This window comes from Acinetobacter sp., from assembly GCF_041919735.1.
GTDB lineage: Bacteria > Pseudomonadota > Gammaproteobacteria > Pseudomonadales > Moraxellaceae > Acinetobacter.
Genome location: NZ_JAYRTF010000004.1, coordinates 115,257 through 137,799 on the forward strand (window position 1 = coordinate 115,257; position 22,543 = coordinate 137,799).

General features: G+C 45.2%; 18 protein-coding genes. 12 read left to right on the forward strand and 6 right to left on the reverse strand.

All coding sequences use genetic code 11. From position 1 onward, the window contains the following. The first annotated feature begins 365 nt into the window (after positions 1 to 365). Entirely contained in the window at positions 366 to 1,454 is a 1,089-nt protein-coding gene (gene prfA / locus ACE3T3_RS03765) for a peptide chain release factor 1 (RefSeq protein ID WP_374664198.1), read from the forward strand. Further along, on the forward strand, positions 1,454 to 2,272 hold the full coding sequence (gene prmC / locus ACE3T3_RS03770) for a peptide chain release factor N(5)-glutamine methyltransferase (RefSeq protein ID WP_374664199.1): 819 nt from the start codon (positions 1,454 to 1,456) through the stop codon (positions 2,270 to 2,272). The genes prfA and prmC overlap by 1 nt, the downstream gene beginning before the upstream one ends. 123 nt (positions 2,273 to 2,395) lie before the next feature. Here prmC and ACE3T3_RS03775 read toward each other — a convergent pair whose 3' ends face one another. From ACE3T3_RS03775 to ACE3T3_RS03790, 4 genes are all read right to left on the reverse strand, one after another. Continuing rightward, positions 2,396 to 2,749 (reverse strand): hypothetical protein, encoded by a 354-nt coding sequence (locus ACE3T3_RS03775; protein ID WP_374664201.1) that lies wholly within the window; start codon positions 2,747 to 2,749, stop codon positions 2,396 to 2,398. Positions 2,750 to 3,218: 469 nt separating this feature from the next. After that, a complete protein-coding gene (locus ACE3T3_RS03780; protein WP_374664203.1) occupies positions 3,219 to 4,178 on the reverse strand; it encodes a lipase secretion chaperone in 960 nt (319 codons plus the stop codon). Between the two features lie 9 nt (positions 4,179 to 4,187). Then, the gene (locus ACE3T3_RS03785) at positions 4,188 to 5,537 is read right to left on the reverse strand and encodes a sphingomyelin phosphodiesterase (protein ID WP_374664205.1); all 1,350 of its coding nucleotides are present in this window, start codon (positions 5,535 to 5,537) and stop codon (positions 4,188 to 4,190) included. Between the two features lie 302 nt (positions 5,538 to 5,839). After that, positions 5,840 to 6,871 (reverse strand): AraC family transcriptional regulator, encoded by a 1,032-nt coding sequence (locus tag ACE3T3_RS03790; RefSeq protein WP_374664302.1) that lies wholly within the window; start codon positions 6,869 to 6,871, stop codon positions 5,840 to 5,842. Positions 6,872 to 7,020: 149 nt separating this feature from the next. Between ACE3T3_RS03790 and ACE3T3_RS03795 the strand changes: the two genes are divergently transcribed. The 9 genes from ACE3T3_RS03795 to ACE3T3_RS03835 all read left to right on the forward strand — a co-directional run bounded on the left by ACE3T3_RS03795 (position 7,021) and on the right by ACE3T3_RS03835 (position 17,448). Further along, the gene (locus tag ACE3T3_RS03795) at positions 7,021 to 7,791 is read left to right on the forward strand and encodes a 3-hydroxyacyl-CoA dehydrogenase (protein ID WP_374664207.1); all 771 of its coding nucleotides are present in this window, start codon (positions 7,021 to 7,023) and stop codon (positions 7,789 to 7,791) included. 282 nt (positions 7,792 to 8,073) lie between these two features. Then, positions 8,074 to 9,210: an acyl-CoA dehydrogenase family protein gene (locus ACE3T3_RS03800; protein WP_374664209.1), complete on the forward strand. Its 1,137-nt coding sequence runs from the start codon at positions 8,074 to 8,076 to the stop codon at positions 9,208 to 9,210. Between the two features lie 242 nt (positions 9,211 to 9,452). After that, the gene (locus ACE3T3_RS03805; RefSeq protein ID WP_374664211.1) at positions 9,453 to 11,114 is read left to right on the forward strand and encodes an AMP-binding protein; all 1,662 of its coding nucleotides are present in this window, start codon (positions 9,453 to 9,455) and stop codon (positions 11,112 to 11,114) included. Between the two features lie 524 nt (positions 11,115 to 11,638). Continuing rightward, on the forward strand, positions 11,639 to 12,439 hold the full coding sequence (locus ACE3T3_RS03810; protein ID WP_374664304.1) for a ThiF family adenylyltransferase: 801 nt from the start codon (positions 11,639 to 11,641) through the stop codon (positions 12,437 to 12,439). Between the two features lie 58 nt (positions 12,440 to 12,497). After that, positions 12,498 to 13,796 (forward strand): ABC1 kinase family protein, encoded by a 1,299-nt coding sequence (locus ACE3T3_RS03815; protein WP_374664213.1) that lies wholly within the window; start codon positions 12,498 to 12,500, stop codon positions 13,794 to 13,796. Positions 13,797 to 13,925: 129 nt separating this feature from the next. Further along, on the forward strand, positions 13,926 to 14,309 hold the full coding sequence (gene folB / locus ACE3T3_RS03820; RefSeq protein WP_374664215.1) for a dihydroneopterin aldolase: 384 nt from the start codon (positions 13,926 to 13,928) through the stop codon (positions 14,307 to 14,309). Further along, a complete protein-coding gene (locus ACE3T3_RS03825; RefSeq protein ID WP_374664217.1) occupies positions 14,263 to 14,697 on the forward strand; it encodes a 2-amino-4-hydroxy-6-hydroxymethyldihydropteridine diphosphokinase in 435 nt (144 codons plus the stop codon). Before folB ends, ACE3T3_RS03825 begins: the two co-directional genes overlap by 47 nt. 1,096 nt (positions 14,698 to 15,793) lie before the next feature. Then, positions 15,794 to 16,366 (forward strand): DedA family protein, encoded by a 573-nt coding sequence (locus ACE3T3_RS03830; protein WP_374664218.1) that lies wholly within the window; start codon positions 15,794 to 15,796, stop codon positions 16,364 to 16,366. Between the two features lie 239 nt (positions 16,367 to 16,605). Further along, positions 16,606 to 17,448: an SDR family NAD(P)-dependent oxidoreductase gene (locus ACE3T3_RS03835; RefSeq protein WP_374664220.1), complete on the forward strand. Its 843-nt coding sequence runs from the start codon at positions 16,606 to 16,608 to the stop codon at positions 17,446 to 17,448. Positions 17,449 to 17,646: 198 nt separating this feature from the next. Here ACE3T3_RS03835 and coq7 read toward each other — a convergent pair whose 3' ends face one another. Together coq7 and ACE3T3_RS03845 are read right to left on the reverse strand one after the other, a co-directional pair. Further along, the gene (gene coq7, locus ACE3T3_RS03840; protein WP_374664222.1) at positions 17,647 to 18,282 is read right to left on the reverse strand and encodes a 2-polyprenyl-3-methyl-6-methoxy-1,4-benzoquinone monooxygenase; all 636 of its coding nucleotides are present in this window, start codon (positions 18,280 to 18,282) and stop codon (positions 17,647 to 17,649) included. Positions 18,283 to 18,286: 4 nt separating this feature from the next. Next, complete coding sequence (locus ACE3T3_RS03845; RefSeq protein ID WP_374664224.1) at positions 18,287 to 19,606, reverse strand: MFS transporter; 1,320 nt, start codon at positions 19,604 to 19,606, stop codon at positions 18,287 to 18,289. Positions 19,607 to 19,787: 181 nt separating this feature from the next. Between ACE3T3_RS03845 and ACE3T3_RS03850 the strand changes: the two genes are divergently transcribed. After that, positions 19,788 to 22,532 carry an autotransporter assembly complex family protein gene (locus tag ACE3T3_RS03850; protein WP_374664226.1) on the forward strand — a complete coding sequence of 915 codons (2,745 nt, stop codon included), beginning with the start codon at positions 19,788 to 19,790 and terminating at the stop codon, positions 22,530 to 22,532. Positions 22,533 to 22,543: the final 11 nt, after the last annotated feature.

Genomic DNA, 22,543 nt, shown 5'->3' on the forward strand with positions numbered 1-22,543 from the left:
CTTCTGGAAAATGCTGTGCTTTAGTGTCTGCATTGTTTAGCTTTGTAACAAATGTGAAAAACCCGATTTAAAAATAATCAATCTCACCGGATTGTGAATAGATCTAGCAGAAAACTAGGCTTAAAGCAGAAATAAAACATTGGCACATTTTAAAAAATATAGCGCTCCAAGGTGAAGCGAAGCTTAAGTTTTGCATTGGTCCGCTGAAATCTTGAGTTGCATGCATGGCTGTTTGTGCAAGTTTGGCTCTGCCGCATCAATAAAGATGTCATTTAAAACCCAGAATCGTTAAACTAAGCGCAATTTTTAGAATGATCTGTTCGGGCGGATGCCATTGAACAGGCTGTATTGAGATATTTTGAACAATGAAAGAATCGCTGCGCTTGCGCTTAGATCAGTTATCTGACCGTCACGAAGAATTAAATGCCTTGCTCGCGGATGCTGAAGTGATTTCAGACAATAAACGCTTTCGCCAGCTGTCACGCGAGCACAGTGATTTAAGCGAAATTACGGAAGTGTGGCAGAAATATCGCCAAGCGGAAGAAGATATTGAAACGGCAGAAGCCATGCTGTCAGATCCTGATTTTAAGGAAATGGCGCAAGAAGAAATTAAAGAAAATAAAGCTTTAATTGAATCGCTGGAAGCGGACTTAAATATTTTAATGATTCCGAAAGACCCGAATGACGCCAACTCTGCATATCTGGAAATTCGTGCCGGAACGGGCGGTGATGAAGCGGCGATTTTCTCAGGCGATTTATTCCGCATGTATAGCAAATATGCTGAAACACAGGGCTGGCGTCTTGAAATCTTGTCTGAAAATGATGGCGAACACGGCGGCTATAAAGAAGTCATCTGCTTAATCAATGGCGAAGGTGTCTATGGCCGCTTAAAGTTTGAAAGCGGCGCACACCGTGTGCAACGTGTGCCGGCAACGGAATCACAAGGCCGTGTGCATACTTCCGCTTGTACAGTTGCGATTCTGCCTGAAATTGACGTCGATACCACTGTTGAAATCAACCCTTCGGAATTGCGTATTGATACTTACCGTGCATCCGGCGCGGGCGGTCAGCACATTAACAAAACCGATTCTGCGGTGCGTATTACCCACCTTCCAACGGGTACAGTCGTGGAATGTCAGGATGAACGTTCGCAGCATAAAAACAAAGCCAAAGCGATGGCGCTGTTGGTTTCACGCCTTGAAAATGCTAAACGCGCAGCAGCTGATGCGGCGACTTCTGAAATGCGCCGTGATCTAGTCGGTTCAGGTGACCGTTCAGAACGTATCCGTACTTATAACTATCCGCAAGGACGTATGACCGACCACCGCATTAACCTGACTTTATATAAGCTAGATGCAGTGATGGAAGGTGATTTAACAGAATTGCTGGATAGCTTGCATCGTGAATATCAAGCCGATCAATTGGCATTATTAGCACAGCAGAATGGTGGCTAATGAATATTGCACAGGCTTTGGCCTACCGTGGTGAACCTGAAAGCTATGAGCGTCAGGAAAATACGTGGTTGTTAGAACACATCACTAAAATTGATTCTTTTGATTTAATCATGAAAAAGGATCAGGAACTGACTACCGAGCAAGAACAGCAATATGTTGCTGCGCTTGCACGTATCGCAGTGGGTGAACCTTTGGCTTATGTCACAGGTTCACAGCCATTTTGGACTTTAGATCTAAAAGTGACCAAAGATACTTTGGTGCCGCGTCCAGATACTGAAGTTTTAGTCGAAACTGTATTGCGTTTGGACCTCCCAGAAGATGCACGCGTAGTCGATTTGGGAACAGGAACAGGTGCGATTGCGCTGTCTTTAGCCAGTGAACGCCCAAATTGGTCAGTGGCAGCTTCGGATATTTACGAGCCAACTTTAGAGGTGGCTGAGTTTAATGCGAAGAAGCATGATCTTGAACATGTACAATTTGTATTGGGTTCATGGTTAAAACCTTTTGGTCGTGCCTTTTTTGATGTGATTGTATCGAATCCACCGTATATCGATGCCGATGATATTCACATGCAAGATCTTGCGACCGAACCTGAGCGGGCATTGGTTGCAGATAATCATGGATTGGCTGATTTGGAACAGATTATTCAGCAAGCTAAAAAGCACTTAACGGTAAATGGTTGGGTAGTGCTTGAGCATGGATATGACCAAGGTGATGCGGTAAGACATCTGTTCTTACAAGCAGGCTACCGTGATGTTCGTACCGTGAAAGACTATGGTGGTAATGATCGTGTCACTTTAGGGCAATGGCAGCACTAATTGTTAAAGTAAATAGTCAAAAGACATTTATATAGATTGAGCCAATTCTAGCTTTACTATATTTGTATATTTTAGGTGTAATCACAAAAAAGCGGCATAAGCCGCTTTTTTTGAATGTACAGATTACATTGGGTAATCTTGCAAACTGTCAAAGACTTCAACTTGATGCAGTGCATCAGTTTCAACAGCAAGACACAGCGTCACAATTTTCTTTAGATCCGCTAAATATTGTTCATCTTTAAAAGATGCACCTAATTGAAGTGCTTGAATACGGTCTACGCTAATATCAAGCGCTTGAGCAGCTTCAATCGCATTAACTTCATTAAAAAATGTAGTCACCGCACGATTTAAGTCACAGTCTGATGCTTCCAGAATGCCTTGATTTAGTTGCTCTTCAAATTGTGGAGTAGGAGATTGCAAAGCTTGAGTAAAGTCTTGCACTAAACGTTGATCGAGGACATCAATCATTTTAAGCATGTCATACCTTTAAAAGAAATAAGGTGATTAAACAGGGAGTACAGCCGAAAAATAAGCATTAAAGAATGCTTTAAAATTGGATAAAAAATAACCCAAATAAGTGAATAGTGCAATAATATTCAGATGAATGCTTAGTCGTTTTAGTAAGTGATTGAATTCTATTCCTATTATTTTTATAGGTAGCTTTTTAGGGGAAATACACAATCGTGGAGGCTTGACTTCTTCGCTTATAGCTTTTTTGGGGCCTTATGGTACGGGGGTGTTTACAGTACTTGGTTTAATGCGATGAAAGCGCTCGGTTTATAAAATCTAAGTGCAGTTGGAATATTTTGTAGTGCAAATTACACCTACTAAAATTAAAAAATCATGTCCTTGAAATAGGTAGCCACAAGCTAAAGCAATATTAGGAGCATCATTTTGCTTTAGCGATAATTTTTTGCATGAGTTGAAATGATGACATTGTAAGTCATTAATTAAAATGCTTTTGCCGCAGTTGTTCTAATCGTAATTGATATTGCTGTTGCCAGGTACTCTCTGGCAAGTTGTGTTTTTGTTGGTTCATTTCTTGCTTTAACGCTGCAAGTTCGGTTTGATAATTAGTCACTTGTTGTTGCTGTTGAGCAATTTGTTGTTCACATTCGGCCAATTGAGCGGCTTCTTTGCCTGAAAAGTAACGGTTACGAATTTGTTCGGTAATTTGCTGTTGTTGGATTGGGTCTGTGATGCCAATTAAAGCCAATTTTAGGGCTTTATCATAACTGCCGCTTTGACCATCAATATTTTGGCTCGGGTTTGGGTACTGTTGTTGGAGCTGCGCAAGTTCACTCAGACGTTGCTGTAATGTCATTTCTGCTGCTCGGTTCAAGAGTTCGCCATAGGCAAACTGATAATGAGCAAATTCTTTTTCTGCTCCAAAACCGAGCAGGGTTTCTTTTTGCCCCAAAGTCCGCTCACGTAAATCCCAAATCTCCTGATAACGCTGTTGTGGTGCTATTTGTGTCGACATAACTTTAGTTTGCATTTCTTTTTCATACAGCGGTAGACGTTCTATCAGTTGTTCTAAAGTTTGGGCAAACTGTTGGTCTGGATATTCAGCCAATACCTGTTTGAATAATGTCTGACAGTTTGTGTCCGGACAGATTTGCTGTAGCTGGGTCAGGAGCTGTTTGATATTTCCCGGATTTTTTTGAAAAATTTGAATAAGGTGTTTGATCGATTCTTGCTGCTGTTTTTGTTGCATTTTTGACTCATCATGGTTTGCATTCGCAAGTTTTTCTTGTAAGTCATTTGGTTGGCCCGTTTTTGTAAGGGGCTGTAAAGAGGTCTGAGTTTGATCTGATGTGGCATATGATGGACCAAGCCCCAACCATATCACCACACCAATCACCAATAAACTCAGCACTAAAGCGATAAGCCCAAAGTGCTTCATAGGTACTCCTTATGGCGTGTATTGAAATTGACCCATGACAGGGAAATGATCAGAGAGATACCAAGTCATAAATAAGGGATCTGCCGTAGAGCGAAGAATACGGACATCGTTACGTGCCTGTAAGGGCTGACGGTGATTATTTGATGACACCACATAGTCTAAATATTCCACAGTAGTGCCACCAGTTAAACCTGCTTGCGATAGCTTATTGACCCGTGGGTCAAAGGTCGATTCGGTATATCCGGTACTGACTGGAACGGTACCATTTAGGTTGATTTGCATTTGCGCATAATCTTGCGGCCAGAGAAGCTTATTGACATTAAAGTCACCGCCCATCAGCACGGCATCGAAGGACGGAATATTTTGCTTATCGACCAATGCGCGGATGTATTTAAATTGCTGTTGGCGCATATCCCGTGATGCATCGGTATCAAACGAGGCGGTATGGGTTGAGGTGACATGGTACGCTTTGCCATTTTTTAGAATTTCAGCATAAATCACGCCTTTATCGGCAAAACAGTCAATGCCAGTACAGCTTGGATAAATAAAATGATCTGTCTTTACAATAGGGTAGCGACTTGCGACCAGTACGCCGCTGTCATAAATATTAAAACCTGAACCGACTGGAATATAGGTTTGGTAGGGATATTCTTGTGCTAATTTGGCCAACATGGCAGTACGGCCAGCAGCAAATGTTTCTTGAAATAAAATGGCGTCGTAGCCTGTTAAGTTTTGCGGCAGTTGCTTTAAGCGTTCATTAATTTTACTGGCAACTAAAGGCAGCGCATAAATATTGTAGGTTAAAACCTTAAATTCATTGGCATTGCTGGCTACAGACTCTGGTACGGTATTTTGATGAATAGTGTAGTGAAAGTCATCATAGCCGCCAGTGAATTCTGCTTTAAATGCAGTTTGAGCGGATTTCCCGGCATAGCGAGTGTCAATGCGTTGAATCTGACGATCGTTGAACCATGGGGCTGAAAAATCATTGCCAGAAGCAGAATGTTTAATCTCACTGCCATACCATGTGCCGGTCATTGATTGTTTTAGGGTGACACTTGAGCCACCACCTGTAATCACAGTATCAAAATTATAAGTTTGGCCTGATTTTACTCCGGTATAACGGTTATAACGCAGTACACGTTTGGTCTCATAAGGTGCAATTTCGGTGGCTTCTTGTGCCCATTGGCTACCCTGGACTAAGGTATGTGTGCCATGGTGATTAATATTGACAGCTACGGTTTCAGGGGTGGTATTGGTCACATAAATATATGAATCGGCAAGCGCTTGCTGACTGCATAATACGAATGAGAGCCATCCGAGATGCGTGATTAATTTTTTATTTGCTTGGGTGCTCATACGTTCACTCCATGATGTTTTTATTGAATATTATGTAAAAACAATATGCAAAAATAACTATGACAGGGAATTTTTGAAAGTCAGTGACAATCTGCGACAGAGCATCATTTTCCGATGAATGAGCCTTAGAAAAATCAATTTAACTTATTAAACGCTGTAAAAAGTTCACCAGATTGATTCAATAAAAGCCACGTGAGCGTAATCAAATATTGCAACAGGATTTAAAAAAATGAATTTTATTTGCTTAAGATGGGTGTCAGAGAAAAGATCAATGGACTGATATTTTAGCCCACATCAATTGATCACAATGACTGAATTTTATTCTGCCGATAAGCGCCCGGACTGACGCCAGTCCATTTCTTAAAAGCGCGGTGAAAGGCGCTGACATCATGAAAATTCAATTTTTCGCTGATGTCTTGCAGCGTGCATATGCCATCTTCCAGCAAGTCAATCGCAAGATCGCGGCGGATGTCATTTTTTAATTGCTGAAAATTGACGCCTTCCTGCTTTAGCCGGCGCTGCATCGTGGCTTCAGACATGCTGAACTGCTGTGATAAACCAGCCAGCTCCGCCCATTCGGCTGTGGGCGTCTGTATCAGATGCTTGCGGATTTGATGGCTCAATGCATTTGGATTTTTAAAACGCACCAGCAGGTTATAAGGGGTGTGCCGGATAAATTGATGCCATGATTTTTTATCCTGCTTGATGGCAATGTCTAAATAGCTGGCATCAAACTGAATGTAATTTTCTTCGGCATGATATTGAATATCATCGCAAAAACGCACTTTATAATCACTGTCATCTTCCGGCTCGGCGCATTTCAGCTGGATGCGGTTGAGCACTACGCGCTGGCCGCACAGCCAGCACATCATGCCGTGAATCAGCATGAGGTAGGTGGCATAGCTGAACATGCGCTTAGGCTCGGCGCGATCCTGAATAATGATGTAGGCGTAATTTTCCTGCACAAAATATTTGCTGTGGAAATCATCCAAGAGCAAATTCAGAAACTGTAAAATTTGGCTGAGGGCCTGACCTGCATGTTCAGCCTGCAGCACAGATTGAGACAGAAAGGTATAGCTGCCGCGGCGCATGGCATGGCTGTCCATGCCGAAAAACTCATCATTCATGGCATCTGCCAGCACAATCCACAGCTGCGCGTATTGCGAAACAGAAACACGGGTTTTATCGGACTGCAGCAGCTCAGGCGCAATGCCGGCCTGCATCAGCAAATCATTGAGGTTAAAACCACGCATGCCGGCATGGTGCAGCGCTTCTTGCACTAAGCTGATGGATATTGTGCCTTTAAAAGAATCTTTAAAGTGGTTGCCGTTCAATGTGTCTGTCCATGAATGATTGCTGTCATTTTTATATTGTTCAAATACATCACACAGGATGCAGCATTTGGAAATTGTACTCAAATTATTCTATGTTTACTCTGTGTCTTAAGTCGAATTTCAAAAACAGTTTTTTAGGAAAAAATAAAATGAAGATTCAAGGAAAAGTATTTGTGATTACCGGCGGCGCGTCAGGACTTGGCGCAGCGACTGCAACCTATCTGGTGGGTCAAGGCGCCAAAGTTATTATGGCCGATATGAATCAAAGCATGGGTGACGAGCTGCAGCGCCGCTTAGGTGAGCATGCTGAATTTCAGCTGCTGGATGTCACCAGCGAATCGGACGCCGAAGCATTTTTTCAGCATATCGAAAATAAATACGGCCAGCTGAATGGCTTGGTGAACTGCGCAGGCATTGCGCCTTCGGCGAAAGTGCTGGGCCGTGATGGCTTGCATGATCTGGCCATGTTTCAAAAAGTGCTGAATATTAATGTGTCTGGAACATTCAATATGATCCGCTATGCAGCGCGTTTAATAGCGAAGTATGAGCTGAAAACCGGTGAAGAAGAACGTGGTGTGATTGTGAATACCGCATCGGTGGCGGCCTATGACGGCCAAATTGGTCAGGCGGCGTATGCGGCATCTAAAGGCGCTGTGGTTGCGATGACGCTGCCGCTGGCGCGTGAAATGGCGCGTGAAGCGATTCGGGTGATGACGATTGCGCCGGGCATTATGGAAACGCCGATGCTGAAAGGCTTGCCGCAAAATGTGCAGGATGCTTTAGGGCAAATGGTGCCGTTTCCGCCGCGTTTGGCGAAGCCGGAGGAGTTTGCGCATTTAGTGGGGCATATTTTTGAGAATGGTTATTTGAATGGTGAAGTGATCCGGTTGGATGGCGCGATTCGGATGCAGCCTAAATAAGAAAAATATGATCTGAGGGATATGTACGGAGTCTTTTTATTATTAATTCAAGCTTTGGCATAACCTTCGGTTCGACCTACTTTTCTTTCGGGAAAAGTAGGCAAAACCATTGTCATTCGCGAAACCTGTTTAATCGGCATTACCGTGTTTTTGCTTCGCAGATCCATTCATTTTAAAGGGCTTTGCAGGTTGCGAATGGCGTTGTCACGTAGCAGATAATTTTTAATCTTTTTAATTTAAATAAAGTTCAGATTTTAAGAATAGCAATGAGAGGGACGCTCAATGATTTTAAATGAAGCGCAAAAAATGGTTCAGGATATGCTGCGGGATTATTCGCAAACCAAGCTGAAGCCGACTGCAGCCGAGCGGGATAAAACGGCGCGTTTTCCGGCGCAGGAATTGAAAGAACTGGGCGCACTGGGCGCTTTAGGCATGACCATTTCTGAAGAATGGGGCGGTGCGGGCATGGATTATGTCTCGCTGGTCTTGGCTTTGGAGGAAATCGCCGCCGGTGATGGCGCAATTTCGACCATTGTCAGCGTGCAGAATTCTTTGCCTTGCGGGATTACCCAGCGCTACGGTACAGAACAGCAAAAGCAGCAGTATTTGACCAAATTGGCAACAGGCGAAATGCTCGGCTGTTTTTGCCTGACGGAACCGCAAGCTGGCTCGGATGCCAGCGCATTGGCATGCCAAGCGGTGCGTGAGGGAGATGAGTGGGTTATTAACGGCACCAAGCAGTTTATTACCTCGGGCAAATATGCGGATGTGGCCTTGGTCTTTGCCGTGACCGATAAAGCTGCGGGTAAAAAAGGCATTTCCTGTTTTTTAGTGCCGACCCAAACTCCCGGCTATATAGTTTCGCGTCTGGAAGACAAGATGGGCCAGCACTGTTCAGATACAGCAACGATTATTTTTGATAACTGCCGTATTCCTGCTGACCATCTGCTGGGAAAAGAAGGTGATGGCTACAAGATCGCTTTATCTAATTTAGAGTCTGGCCGGATTGGCATTGCGGCGCAATGTGTCGGTATGGCGCGTGCAGCCTTGGACGCCGCCGTGGAATATGCCAATGAACGCAAAGCCTTCGGTGTAGAGATTGTGCAGCATCAGGCAGTGGCATTCCGTCTGGCGGATATGGCCACCAAAATTGAAGCGGCGCGCCAGCTGATTTTTCATGCTGCGACTTTAAAAGATGCAGGATTGCCGTGTTTAAAAGAAGCATCAATGGCCAAGCTGTTTGCCTCTGAAATGGCGGAAAGAGTCTGTTCCGATGCGATTCAAATTCATGGCGGCTATGGCTATGTTTCTGATTTTCCAGTTGAGCGGATTTATCGGGATGTCCGCGTCAGCCAAATTTATGAAGGCGCATCAGACATTCAGCGTTTGGTGATTGCCCGTGAAGTGGCTAAAGGCTGATTGATCAGACTTTAGTCGGTGCCCAAAGCCTGCAATGCAATTGACGGTTATGGAAATTGCAGGCGGCATCAGAACATGTTTTTCTAATCTTATATTTAAAACACATACTGATCAGCAGTGTGAATCTTTGTACGGGATGTACGGCGCCGCGCTGCAAAGCGGCTGCGGAAAAAATAATACGACGATGAATGAGCCGGACGCAGATGCCGCGCCATTCAGCCTTTAGGACGAGAGGTTGCAAAATGAAAACATTGGAACAAGCGTATCAAGATTTTAATTATGAGCAGCAGATTGAACAGCAGCTTGCCGGTTCCGCCACGCACATCAATGCCTATGTGGAATGCTGCCAGCGCTATGTGGGACAGCATAAAACAGCTTTAATCTGGGAAGGCAAAAACGGTGAATCTTCTGCATGGACTTTTGATCAGCTGGATGAAGCTTCCGGCAAATTGGCCAATCATTTTAAAAGTTTAAATCTGAAAAAAGGCGATTGCATTGCAGGGCTGCTGCCGCGCACGCCTGAACTGCTGATTACGGTGTTGGCTGCATGGCGGATCGGTGCAGTGTATCAGCCGTTATTTACGGCATTTGAATCCAAAGCGATTGAACACCGCGTAGAAACGGCCGCAACGCAGCTGATTGTGACCAATGCAGAACAGCGCCCTAAACTGAACAGTGTGAAAGTGTCGCATATTTTAACCGTGCAGGTAGATCTTAAGCCGCAGCATGGCTCTTCACCGGCGAAAGAAGCTGATTTCTGGACAGCGCTGGAACAGCAGCCTGCGGATTGTGAACCGGTGATGCTGGGTTTTGATGATTATTTTTTAATGATGTTTACCTCAGGCACAACGGGTTTGGCGAAATCTGTGCCTGTTCCCTTAAAAGCGGTATTGGCATTTAAAGGCTATATGACGCATGCAGTTGATTTGCGTGATGAAGATTCTTTTTGGAATCTGGCCGATCCAGGCTGGGCATACGGTTTGTATTACGGCATCACTGGGCCCTTAAGTCTAGGCCATAGCATTATTATGGATGAGCGCGCTTTTAGCGTAGATAACGCGCTGCAGCTGATTCAGAAATATAAAGTCAGCAATTTAACCGGTTCACCAACCGCGTTTCGCATGTTTTTTGGCTTTAAAGAGAAATTTGATTCGTCGATTAAAGAACATCTGCGTGTGGTCAGCAGTGCAGGTGAGCCTTTAACGCCAGAAGTGATCCATTGGTTTAATCATGATCTGAATGTGAATATTTATGATCAGTACGGGCAGACAGAATTGGGGATGGTGATTGCTAATCATCATGCGCTGGAGCATCACAAAAAAGTCGGTTCGGCAGGCTATGCAATCCCAGGCCATCGATTTGCGGTGCTGAATAAAGACCATCAAGAAGTTGAACCGGGCGGCATTGGCATACTGGCCATTGACTGTTCACAATCACCGCTGTTTTGGTTTGAGGGCTATGGCGGCAATAACCGCAAATCTTTTGCCGGGCATTATTATTTAACCGGCGACACAGTACGCTTGAATGAACAAGGCGGGATCGATTTCATCGGTCGTGCTGACGATGTCATTACAACGTCAGGCTATCGTGTGGGCCCTTTTGATGTGGAAAGCACGCTGCTTGAATGTGAGGAGGTTTTGGAATCTGCGGTGATTGGCAAGCCAGACCCTGAGCGGACGGAAATTGTGAAAGCTTTTGTCGTATTAAAAGCGCAATATCCTGCAACGCCAGAATTGATGAAGAAGCTGCAGGATTATGTACGCTCACGTTTATCGAAACATGCTTATCCAAAAGAAATTGAATTTGCAGCCAGCCTGCCCAAAACCTCCAGCGGAAAAATTCAGCGGAATTTGCTGAAGCAGCAGGAGATTGCCAAAGCGGAAAATCTGCAAACAGCGATCTGATGGCTACAATGCTCAAGAGATAAAAAAACCGCGTTTTTAACGCGGTTTTTTTATCTCTTGGCGGGAGCTTATATCTTTGAATTATTTTTTATGCTGCGAGTAAGGAAATTGAATGCCGCATTTCAAGCACTCGGCAATATAAAAATGTCGCTTTTGATATGCGGTAAAATCATGTTTACAGATCAGTTGTCTTAACGATTTAAAGAACATGGCTTCCTCCAAACGCTGAACTTGATTGTTGGGCCGGCCAAATGAAGAAAACGCAGAGCGTATATTTCTGCATTTTTTGAGTGGATGTCTAAAAAATCAAAAAATTTTAAACCGGCATTTATTTCCATCATAGCTTGAATAAAAAATATGTCAAATTTCAATAATTTATGTTTGTTTTGTAAGTGCGTTTGATTTTTGTGTTTTAAACAGGAAAAGCATCAATGGATGCAAGTGAATTGGCCTGTTTGAAAAATGGACAATAAATTCAAGGATTACTGAACAGGCAGCAGGATTTGTCTATACTCTGCTCTGACATGCCTTTTGAACACGGACGTGAGCCAGTGAATCAGCCAACAGATTTGGATTTGGAACTCAGCGACTCTGAAATGCACTTTTACAGCCGCCAGATTTTGCTGGATGGCTGGGATATCGAGGCGCAGGAAAAACTTAAACTGTCGAATGTATTGATTGTAGGATGCGGCGGCATTGGCTGCGCGGCGGCAGAGCTGTTGGCGCGCGCAGGTGTTGGGCAAATCACTTTAATTGATTCAGATAGTATCGAAATCAGCAATCTGCAGCGCCAAATGGCCTTCACCGAAGCCGATTTGGGATTTTATAAGGCAGAAGTGCTGGCTAATCGGCTGCGCAGCATTAATCCGCATATTCAAGTGAGCAGCATCGTATTGAAATTGGATGCGGCGAATGCGGCCGAACTCATTGCCCCGCAAGATCTGGTCCTGGATGGCTGTGATAATTTCACCACCCGCTATAGCGTCAATGCGGCATGCAAGCAGCTCAATGTGCCATTGATCAGCGCATCAGCCATTGGTTTTCAAGGCCAGCTGTTTATGGTCGAAGGCGATTCGGCCTGCTATGAGTGCTTGTTTCCGAAAGAGCAGCAGGCCAATGAAAGCCTGCGCTGTGCAGATTCAGGCGTCTTGGCAACGACGCCAAATGTCATGGCCAGCCTGCAGGCGCATCATGCCTTGCTGTATTTGGGCCTGAATGCCGCGCCATTGAAGCAGAAATTGCTGCTCTGGGACGGCTTAAACATGAAACAGCGCATTTTAGGTTTTGCGCATGATGAAAATTGTCCAATCTGTCTAGCAAGATAGTCCTGCAAAGGCTGGAAATTTTGCTACACTCACTGCAATTTATTTTTCCTCAGACATTATGAAAAACAATATTTGGCTTGATAGATTCCGCTCGGTTGCCCGCATGGGGGAAACAGCGGTCGTGGCTGCAAGAGCCGGCTTTAAATATGCAACAGAAAAACCAAGCAATGCGAAGCTCATGCGTGAAACGTTTGAGTCGCTGGGTTCAACCTATATTAAGCTGGGCCAGTTTATCGCCAGTACGCCGTCTTTGTTCCCGCGTGAATATGTAGAAGAGTTTCAAGGCTGCTTAGACCAAACACCATCTTTGCCTTTTAGCTATGTGCAGCAAGTGCTGGCTTCAGAATTTGCTGGCCGTGACCTTGCGCAAATTTTTGCCTCAATTGACGAAACGCCCTTAGCATCGGCATCGATTGCGCAAGTGCATGCCGCGAAACTGGTAACCGGCGAAAATGTGGTGCTGAAAGTGCAAAAGCCAGGTGTAGAAACCATTCTCTATACCGACTTAAATGTCCTGCACTGGGCGGCCAAAATTTTAGAAAAAGCGGTGCCGAAAGTGAAATTTGCCTCATTGGCGGATATCGTTGAAGAAATTAAAACCCGCATGGTGCGTGAAGTTGATTTTATTGAAGAAGCGCAAAACATTGATGATTTCGTCAATTATTTGAATGTGACGCAAAATAAATCCGCCGCTGCGCCGAAAGTCTATCATCAGTTTTCAACCCGCCGTGTTTTGACGATGGAGCGCTTTTATGGCGTGCCATTGACGGATTTTGAAGTGGTGAAAAAAGTGGCCAAAGATCCATCTCAGGTTTTAGTCACCGCTATGAATACATGGTTTGGCAGCCTGATGATGTGTGAAAGCTTCCATGCGGACTTGCATGCCGGCAACCTGATGCTGCTGGAAGATGGTCGCGTTGGCTTTATCGATTTTGGTATTGTCGGCCAGTTAAAGCCGGAAGTTTGGACCGCGTGCATCGCCTTTATGGATGCGTTGCAAAATACCAATTACGCCTTAATGGCGGAAAACATGCTGAAAATGGGCATGACCGATAAGAAAATTGATACCAAAGTGCTGGCGGATGATTTAGAGCGTCTGTTCAGCGGTGTGCTGCTGGCAGATCCGCAAGAGCTGCTGACCTCAAATCCAGCCGATTTGAATGATATTATGATGGATATGGTTGGGGTAGGTGAACGCCACGGCATCCGTTTTCCGCGGGACTTTGCGCTGCTGTTTAAGCAAATGCTGTATTTTGACCGTTTCATGCGTATCCTTGCGCCGTATACAGACATCTATGCAGATCAGCGTTTGCAGATGGTTCAGACTATGGACCCTAATCTGCTGTTAAAGCATTAATTGAGTATTGAGGTAAATCCTCTCAATCCTCCTTTTTAAAAAAGAAGGGGGATGTTGCGCATGCGGCTGTTGCAAAATGCAGACGCTTTGCCTCCTCTTGAGGATTTAGAAAGAAGTTAAAGGTTAAATATGGACGCAATTATTATTGAAGGCCTCAAGGTTGATACGGTGGTGGGCTGTTTCAATTGGGAGCGGCAAATCATCCAGCCTTTAATGCTGGATTTAACCATTCAAACCAGTCTGGAGCAGGCCTCCAATTCGGATGAGCTGGAAGATACACTGAATTATGCCGAAATTTGCGAGATTTCAGCGCGCGTGATTCAAGAAGCGCAGCCCAAATTGATTGAACATGCGGCAAAACTGGTGCTGAATGCACTTTTTACTACCTTTCCGGCAGTGGAATCTATTATGATTAGCATCCGTAAGCCTGCCATTATCCCGCAAGCAAATTCTGTAGGAATTCGTCTTGAACGTCACCGAAACGATTTATGCTCTAGCGCTCGCGAGCAATAGCCAGCCCAAGCAGCATTTTCAAAGCGCCATTGCGCAAATTTCTCAGCTCGGTGAATTCAAGTTCTCCAAAATTTATTTGCTTCCATGCCGTGACGGCATTGGCGCAGATTATTGGAATGCGGCCTGCTTAGTGCGAAGCCGGATGAATGCCGCTGAAATGACTGTTTATTTAAAACAGATGGAAGCCGCTTCAGGACGCATCCGCCCATCGCATAATATTGCGCTGGATGTCGACCTGATTGCATGGGGCAATTCATTGGACCATATGCAGTTCAATGCGAAAAAAATGCCGTTGGCCTTAGATGTTAAAATTCCAATGCTGGATATTTGGCCAGATGCCGCCTTTGCGCATGAACCTCATCATTTTCCTGTTGTGAGCTGCCACTGAAATTTTAGAGCTGTATTTGGGCTGATATGTTTGATGCCCGATAACGATTGAAGGCTCAATATGGATTGAATCATTAGGCAATAATGAGCTGCCTAATGGTGATTTTTAAAGCCCTAGGCCTCTGTATTTAGGATTAGATCCTGCTGAAATGATGCACGTACACACGTTTGTGATCGTGATTTAAAAGCTTTTCCGCCTCAACATTTTATGAATACTGGATTTGCCTATAAACCGATACTGGGTTTTGGGAGGAATACGCGTTTTTCGTATCCTTAGTGCTTATGCAGAGATGCTTATAGATGGATTTTGAAGATTCAGTTTATTGAGGGAATTGCATTGAGGAAATATTGTTCCCGTATCGGGCTTTTGAAATATCACTTGAAACAGTAATCTAGTTTAATTATTTTAAATTAAAATAAAGCTGGATAAAAAAGTATGTTATTGAAAATAAAATTGAAATTCCATGCAGTGTAAAAGAGTTATGTAAAAGAGTTATGTAAAAGAGTTATGTAAAAGAGTTATTCGATTATGTAACCCAGCCTTGCTTATGGCATGAATGGCATCCTAATTCTATTTCAGCAACAAAAAGCGCTGCTGCGCTGCAAGCGGGCTATACTTTTCAGGAGCTGATCCGGCTGAAGCCGCTTGGCCCTTTGCCTATAATCTTCAATCAGCAAACCGTGTATACCATTCTAGTCAGCAAGCCGGATATGCAATGGATTGTTGAGGGGCAAACTAGTAATGGTTCTCTGAGGCTTTAATATGATTTTGAAGCGCTTGCAGAAAATCATGTGCTTTTTAAAAGAACATTAAATTTTAGTGTGGAAGGCCATTTGCAGATCATTGCTCAGTTTTGAGTTAAAAATATGAAAAAAACATCCGTCATAGGTTTGGATAATTTGAAGCAAAGGCTCACTGTTTATTGAGGCGCTCATGGAAGTGCTGAAGCGTGTCATGTCTGCGCGTATTCAACATGCATGACAGTTTGCTCATGAGCGTTTTTTTGTTTAAAAATATGTTTTATTCCGCCTATTTTAACGGCAATCCAGTCTAAATGTTATGATGATCCTACTATCTGAAAGACTTAAAAGGCAGTATGAACTGGAGTGATCTGATCCAGCACTTTGGCTATTTGGCCATCTTTGCCGGCGCATTATTTGAAGGTGAAACTGTGCTGATACTGGGCGCCTATGCGGTTCATCAGCATTTGATGAGCTTTTGGGGCCTGATTGCCGCAGCCATGCTCGGCGGTTTTATGGGCGATCAGTTCTATTATCAGCTGGGGCGCCGTTATGGGCAAAAACTGCTGCAGACACGGGCGGAACTGGCCGGAAAATTTGATAAAGCCAGCCAGTTTATCGAGCGATATCCCATACTCACGATTTTAGTCATGCGTTTTGCTTGGGGCTTCAGAACGGTATTGCCGATTGCTGTCGGTATGAAAGGCTACCCTTTGTGGAAATATGTGCTGATTAATCTTGCAGCCTGTTTTATTTGGGCTTGGATTATCGTGACTGCAGGTGTAAAAATTACTCATGTATTGCACATGTTTTGGCGCCAGACTTTGCCTTATCATGAAGAAATTTATACGGTCATGGCGGTTGTTGGCTGCATCTTGCTTTGCCGGATCATTTACGCTGTTTTGAAAAGAAGAAAAAAAGCGCGCTGAGCAAATCATTGAAAAGATCACTTTGCAGCAAAGCTGGCAGTTCAGCTCGAGCAGCATGCGCAATCAAACCGCCCGCGTTTGAATATGAATTTCATGCATAATGAATCATTATTAAATATCATTTCATTCATATTTTATTCTTTTGTAATCTAATCAGCATAATGGGAAAGAGTGAATGCCATATGATGCGCAGCGCACTTTTCAGCGCAGCAGATGGCTAAAAGGCAGAGAAGAAAGCAATGAAAAATTTTAATGGGAAAGTCGCCGCAATTACCGGCGCAGGTTCTGGCATTGGCCGTCAATTGGCATTGCAGCTGGCGCAGCAGGGCGCGAATTTGGCATTAAGCGATATGAACGAACAGGGTTTAGCTGAAACGCTGCATTTGCTGAAAGCGTATCCGGTTCAAGTGACATTGACGAAGCTGGATGTGGCTGACTGTGAGGCGGTGTATGCATGGGCGGAGCAATGTTTTAAAGATTTCGGCAAGGTGAATCTGATTTTTAATAATGCCGGTGTGGCTTTAGCCAGTACCGTGGAAGGCATGAGCTATGATGAATTAGAGTGGATTTTTAATATTAATTTTTGGGGCGTAGTGTATGGTACCAAAGCCTTCTTGCCGTATTTGAAGCAAAGCGGAGAAGGTCATATTATCAATACCTCCAGCCTCTTTGGCTTAACGGCTCAGCCGACGCAAAGCGCTTATAATGCGACCAAATTTGCTGTGCGCGGCTTTACTGAAGCGCTGCGCCAAGAGCTGGATATGGAGCAGTCAGGCGTCAGCGCAACCTCAGTGCATCCGGGCGGCATTCGAACCAATATTGCCAACGCCGCACGCATGAGCGACAGCATCCGCGCGTTGGGCATGAACCCTGAACGGGCCAGCCGTTCATTCAATAAAGTGCTGAAAACACCGCCTGAACTGGCTGCAAAAGTCATTTTAGATGGGGTGAAAGCCAACAAAGCCCGGGTATTGATTGGCAATGATGCGAAAATTCTGGATTTGGTGCAGCGCATTACACCATCACATTATGCGCAAGCGCTGAATTTATTTGCCAAGAAAAAAGCGAAAAAGAAGTCTTAGCTCAATATTGATAGATTGAATTCTTTGTTCATTTGTCTGAGCGCAGAAATGATCACCAAGCGGTGAGCAGCTGCCATGCGGATGGTTTATTATTTATGAGCTGCATCATCATATAAGTTGATCTTAGAAAATTAAGTAAAGAGAAAGCTTGCAAATAAAAAAGCCCGCTTCGTGCGGGCTTTTTTATTTGGATTTGGCTTAAATATAATAACTGGTTTTGGTCATGAGCTTAGAAATGCCAGTCATCGCAATGCGCACCGGCAATGGCAAATCTACACCGCCTGCATTCAACGCCGTATCACGGTGATGCAGCTCATCTTCATTCATTTGCAGTAAAATTTTACGCGAGCGCTCATCTTGCTGCGGCAATTGGCTGATGTGATGCTCCAAATGCATGCTGACTTGACGCTCTGTTTCTGCGACAAAGCCGAGGCTGTATTTGTCGCCGGCAATGCCCGCAATTGCGCCCATGCCAAAAGATAGGCTGTACCATACAGGATTCAGTAAACTTGGCACGCTGTCGAGTTCTTTCAGGCGGTCTTCGCACCAGGCCAAATGGTCTTGTTCTTCAATCGCCGCCTGTTCCATTTCCTTGCGGACATTCGGCAGTTTTGCTGTCAGCGCCTGACCATGATACAGCGCTTGCGCACAGACTTCGCCGCTGTGATTGACCCGCATTAGACCCGCCACATGGCGCGCTTCACTGACGGCCAATTGCGCTTCAGACTGATTGCCTGGGTTTTCACGATGCGCGGAAGTAGAGCCGGGCACTAAGCTTCGCAAGGCTTGGTCAAAGGAATGAATCAGCTTGTCTAGGCCGGTATATTGACGCATGGAATTAATCCTCCAGTGAAACTTGCGCAGTCTTCAGCATTGGCTTTAAGCGGCGCAGCAGCCAAAAGCTGAAAATTGCGCTTAAAATCGCGGTGATGCTGAACAGTATTTTAATATCAATCTTCAGCATGCTTAAGATGATGATTGAGAATATAGCAGAAGATACCATGAAAACGGCATTCAAAATGTTGTTGGCGGCGACTACACGCGCACGGTGTGAGCGGGGAGAAAACGCCTGCATCATGGCGTACAGCGGCACAATATAAAAACCGCCGCTGATGCCGAGCAAGGTCACGGCCAGCATGACGTGATAATAGCTCCAGCCGCCATGAAAGACTTCATATAAGCCCAACAGCTTTCCGCTTTGTTCGGGGACAAAAGCCAAGCTGCCTGCCAGATAGAAGGCAAAAACGGTGAGGCCAACCGCGCCGATAGGCACCATCTTGATATTCACCTCAGTTCCGCCGATTTTACGGCAAAGCAAAGAACCTGTGCCTATACCGACCGAGAAAAAGGTCAGCAGCAGGCTCACTACATTTTCAGAGGCGTGCAGATTCTGCTGCGTTAATTGCGGAATTTGCGTTAAGTAGGTGGCGCCATAAAACCAGTACCAAGAGTTGCCCAGTAAAATGGTGAAAATCAGCGGCAGGCTTTTGGCATATTTTAAGGTTTGAAAGCTGGTGCGGAAGAAGTTCCAGTCGATGCTTAAATCCGGCGCAGTGACTTGCTGCCGGATAATAAATTTACTGGAAAAATAGCCTAAGATGGCAATGGTTAAAACGGTCACGCTGATCCAAAGCAAATTGCCTGCTGAGGAGGAAATCACTGCGCCGCCTAAGATCATGCCGATCAGAATCGCCATAGATGTGCCGGACTGGAACAGCGCATTGCCGGACATCAGTTCATTCGGTTTTAAAATTTCCGGCAGGATTGCATATTTGATTGGGCCGAAGAAAGTAGAATGCGTGCCCATCATGAATAAGGCCAAGAGCAGCAGCCATAAATTGCCCAGCAAAAAGCCTGCGCTGCCGATCAGCATAATGATGATTTCACAAATTTTGAGTATTCGTACAAGCTGTGACCGTTCATATTTATCCGCCAGCTGTCCAGCCGTCGCAGAGAAAATAAAGTAAGGTAAAATAAACAGCAGCGCGGCTAAATTGTTCAGCGTGCTGATGCTTGCGGCTTGCTGCTGGATCCATCCGTAGGTAATCACCAGAAGCAGCGCCTGCTTATACACGTTGTCATTCAATGCCCCAAAAAATTGGGTCAAAAACATAGGCAAAAAACGGCGGGTGGTCAGCAGATGTTCACTGTTCTTCATATGTTGTGTACTGCGATTAAGTTTTATTAAGAAATGTGATTGTTTGGTAAAACTTCGAAAAAAATCATGTAAGATACTTTTTAACCTAGGGAATGGCGAAAAACCAATAGATATAAGCTCTTTAGCTCATTATTTGCTGGTTAACCGGTCCATTACATAATGAATTTCTTTAGAGTTTGCTATGCCTGCAAAAATAAATTTTAAAAAGACAATGCTTCACCTGAGTATGAGTCACCTCATATACAGGCATCATAGCAATAAACGCCTATGGATGAGCATCTTTTTAACGCTAATTGCGCAGCAAGGCATGGCCCAGACAGATGAACAGCCGACGCCTGCAGCCGATGCCAATCAGGCGGAAATGATCAAGCAGCTCAAGACTGAAGCGGAAAAACAAAGTTTAGATACACCGGATACGGTGCAAAAAATCGAAACCGCCTATGTCGAAGCGCCAGAGCCGGACAGCATGCAGATGCTGCAGCAGCAACAGCAGGCCGCAGAGCCAATAGCAGCCTTTAAGCCGATTGAATTTGAAGACCTGCAGGATCTGCCTGTAGAGCCGGTCGATCAAAATATGGCGAATGAAATTCTGCAGGTGGCTGAAGACGCAAAACGTGAAGCGCAGAATTACCGCACCACGCAGAATACCGAAAATACAGTTGCAGATATGACGCAGCAGGAGCTGGAGCAGATCAATCAGGCGCCGGTGAATGTTGATCAGCTGATGAACAGCATTCGCGCAGACAGTGAAATTGTGGCGGAAACCAATGATGCTGGACAGACCTTAGACACCAGCTTTCCGGAAGAATTGGCCGCAAAGGATAAAGAGCCGAATTTCTTCAAGCGCATACTGTATAAAGTCCGCCCGCCGCGTGAGCTGAATACGGCAAAAGTGCCGCGCATCAGTGCTGATGTGGCCTTTACGGAAACGGCCAATAACAGTGAGACCAGCGCCAAAGCATTTGCCGCGGCACTGGAAAACCTGAAAGCGAACATTCAAGGCAAGCTGTCGAGCTATACTGTGGAATCATTCAGCGATTTCCCTTCCGCCTTGCCGCAATTAAGAACCTTGTCGATTCAGGCTGCGCAGGCGGTCGGCTTTTACAATGCGCAGTTCAAGTTTGAAAAAGTCAGCGACAGCAAAGTGAAAGTTTTGGTTACGCCCAATGATCCGGTGCTGATTAAAGAGCATAATGTTGAATTCAGCGGCGCAGGCGAAAATCAAGCGCAGTTCCAGGTGATTAGCGTTTTGCCTGATCAGGATGTAGGCGATATTTTAAACCACGGTTTGTATGAGAATACCAAAACGCGGATCACTGATGCAGCGGCCAATAACGGCTACTTCGATGCTTATTGGCGTTTGCATGATGTTAAAGTGGCGCAGCCGCAAAATACAGCTGATATCAATTTACGCTATGAAACCGGTGACCGCTACAAATTGGGGAATGTTGAATTCCGCATGAGCAATCCAAATGATGAGTTTCCGCTCGATCCGGATATTCTGAAAAGTTTGGTCACGTGGAAAGCGGGCGCAGATTATACCTTTTGGCGTGTCAATGGCTTAGCCAACAACTTAACCAACTCACGCTATTTTAATTACACCATGGTGGATACTCTCCGCCCGGATCCAATTGAAAAGCCGCTGGAACTGCCGCCGGATATTCAGGCTTTGGTCGATCAAAACCAGCTGGCAGAAGGCTCTGCGCAGGTACAGGACAAAAAAGCGGTTGCTTCGAACAAAGAAGTCTCGCAGAACGTGGTCAATGAAGATCAATTTGCAGGGGTGAATGAGCCGCAGCAAAATACAGCGATTCGCACTATGCAAACGGCTCAGGATGCCAAAGAGCAAGAGCAGGATATGCTAAAAGCGCAAGCGCGTGAGAGCAAAGAGGTGCCCGTCATAGTGACGCTGAATGCCGATAAGCTGAACAGCGCTGAAATGGGTGTCGGCTATGGCACCGATACCGGCGCACGCCTGCGCAGCCAGTACCGCCGGGCCATTGTGAATAAACGCGGCCACAGTTTTGACGCCAACTTAGAGCTTTCGCAAATCCGCCAGTCTTTGGAAGGCCGCTATAATATCCCGTATAACCATCCGCTGAATGACTATATCAGCCTTGTGGGCGGTTATGAGCGTGAAGAACGCGATGATGTCGGCCAAAACGTTAACTTGCTGATTGAATCGGCAGTCGCGGGCGCAGACCGGGTCATTAAGAACCCGCGCGGCAGCTGGCAGCATACCTTTGGGCTGCGTTACCGCTTAGACCGGATTACTCAGGACGGCATTATTGATCCAAGTGAAATTCCAGATGCGTTTTTAGTGAACAGCAATAACCAGCAGCAGTCCTTGCTGTTCGGCTATGAAGCGTCACGCACCGTGAGCGATAAGCGCATTAACCCAAGCAAAGGCTTCAAGCAGACTTATAAAATTGAATTGGGTGCTGAAAGCTTATTGTCCGATGCCGATATGGCCATTTTAAATGCCGGCTGGCGATTTATTTATTCTTTGGGCGAAAATGACAATCACCAGTTTGTTGGACGCAGCGATCTGGCTTATATTTTTACCCAAGACTTTAATAAGGTGCCTTATAACCTGCGTTTCTTCACCGGCGGAGACCAAAGCATCCGTGGATTTGACTATAAGAGCTTAGCGGCAGAAGAAAATGGCTTTAAAGTGGGCGGTCAGGCGCTGGCGATTGGCTCGTTAGAATATAACTATCAGTTTAAAGAGGGCTGGCGCGCTGCTGTTTTCAGTGATTTCGGCAACGCCTACGATAAAGACTTTAATACAGAAACTGCGTATGGCGCGGGTGTGGGCATCCGCTGGGCATCGCCAATCGGGCCGATCCGCATTGATGTCGCCAGCGGCATTTCGGATGAAAACCATCCGATCCGCGTACATTTCTTTATTGGCTCACAATTATAATTTTAAGGTGA

What these genes read in the sequence shown, in the direction of transcription:
- ACE3T3_RS03785 (WP_374664205.1), bottom strand. Translation starts at nt 5,537, where the DNA reads ATGAGCACCCAAGCAAATAAAAAATTAATCACGCATCTCGGATGGCTC.
- ACE3T3_RS03805 (WP_374664211.1), top strand. Translation starts at nt 9,453, where the DNA reads ATGAAAACATTGGAACAAGCGTATCAAGATTTTAATTATGAGCAGCAG.
- ACE3T3_RS03815 (WP_374664213.1), top strand. Translation starts at nt 12,498, where the DNA reads ATGAAAAACAATATTTGGCTTGATAGATTCCGCTCGGTTGCCCGCATG.
- ACE3T3_RS03845 (WP_374664224.1), bottom strand. Translation starts at nt 19,606, where the DNA reads ATGAAGAACAGTGAACATCTGCTGACCACCCGCCGTTTTTTGCCTATG.
- ACE3T3_RS03775 (WP_374664201.1), bottom strand. Translation starts at nt 2,749, where the DNA reads ATGCTTAAAATGATTGATGTCCTCGATCAACGTTTAGTGCAAGACTTT.
- prmC (WP_374664199.1), top strand. Translation starts at nt 1,454, where the DNA reads ATGAATATTGCACAGGCTTTGGCCTACCGTGGTGAACCTGAAAGCTAT.
- ACE3T3_RS03780 (WP_374664203.1), bottom strand. Translation starts at nt 4,178, where the DNA reads ATGAAGCACTTTGGGCTTATCGCTTTAGTGCTGAGTTTATTGGTGATT.
- ACE3T3_RS03800 (WP_374664209.1), top strand. Translation starts at nt 8,074, where the DNA reads ATGATTTTAAATGAAGCGCAAAAAATGGTTCAGGATATGCTGCGGGAT.
- folB (WP_374664215.1), top strand. Translation starts at nt 13,926, where the DNA reads ATGGACGCAATTATTATTGAAGGCCTCAAGGTTGATACGGTGGTGGGC.
- coq7 (WP_374664222.1), bottom strand. Translation starts at nt 18,282, where the DNA reads ATGCGTCAATATACCGGCCTAGACAAGCTGATTCATTCCTTTGACCAA.
- ACE3T3_RS03830 (WP_374664218.1), top strand. Translation starts at nt 15,794, where the DNA reads ATGAACTGGAGTGATCTGATCCAGCACTTTGGCTATTTGGCCATCTTT.
- ACE3T3_RS03850 (WP_374664226.1), top strand. Translation starts at nt 19,788, where the DNA reads ATGCCTGCAAAAATAAATTTTAAAAAGACAATGCTTCACCTGAGTATG.
- ACE3T3_RS03795 (WP_374664207.1), top strand. Translation starts at nt 7,021, where the DNA reads ATGAAGATTCAAGGAAAAGTATTTGTGATTACCGGCGGCGCGTCAGGA.
- prfA (WP_374664198.1), top strand. Translation starts at nt 366, where the DNA reads ATGAAAGAATCGCTGCGCTTGCGCTTAGATCAGTTATCTGACCGTCAC.
- ACE3T3_RS03835 (WP_374664220.1), top strand. Translation starts at nt 16,606, where the DNA reads ATGAAAAATTTTAATGGGAAAGTCGCCGCAATTACCGGCGCAGGTTCT.
- ACE3T3_RS03810 (WP_374664304.1), top strand. Translation starts at nt 11,639, where the DNA reads ATGCCTTTTGAACACGGACGTGAGCCAGTGAATCAGCCAACAGATTTG.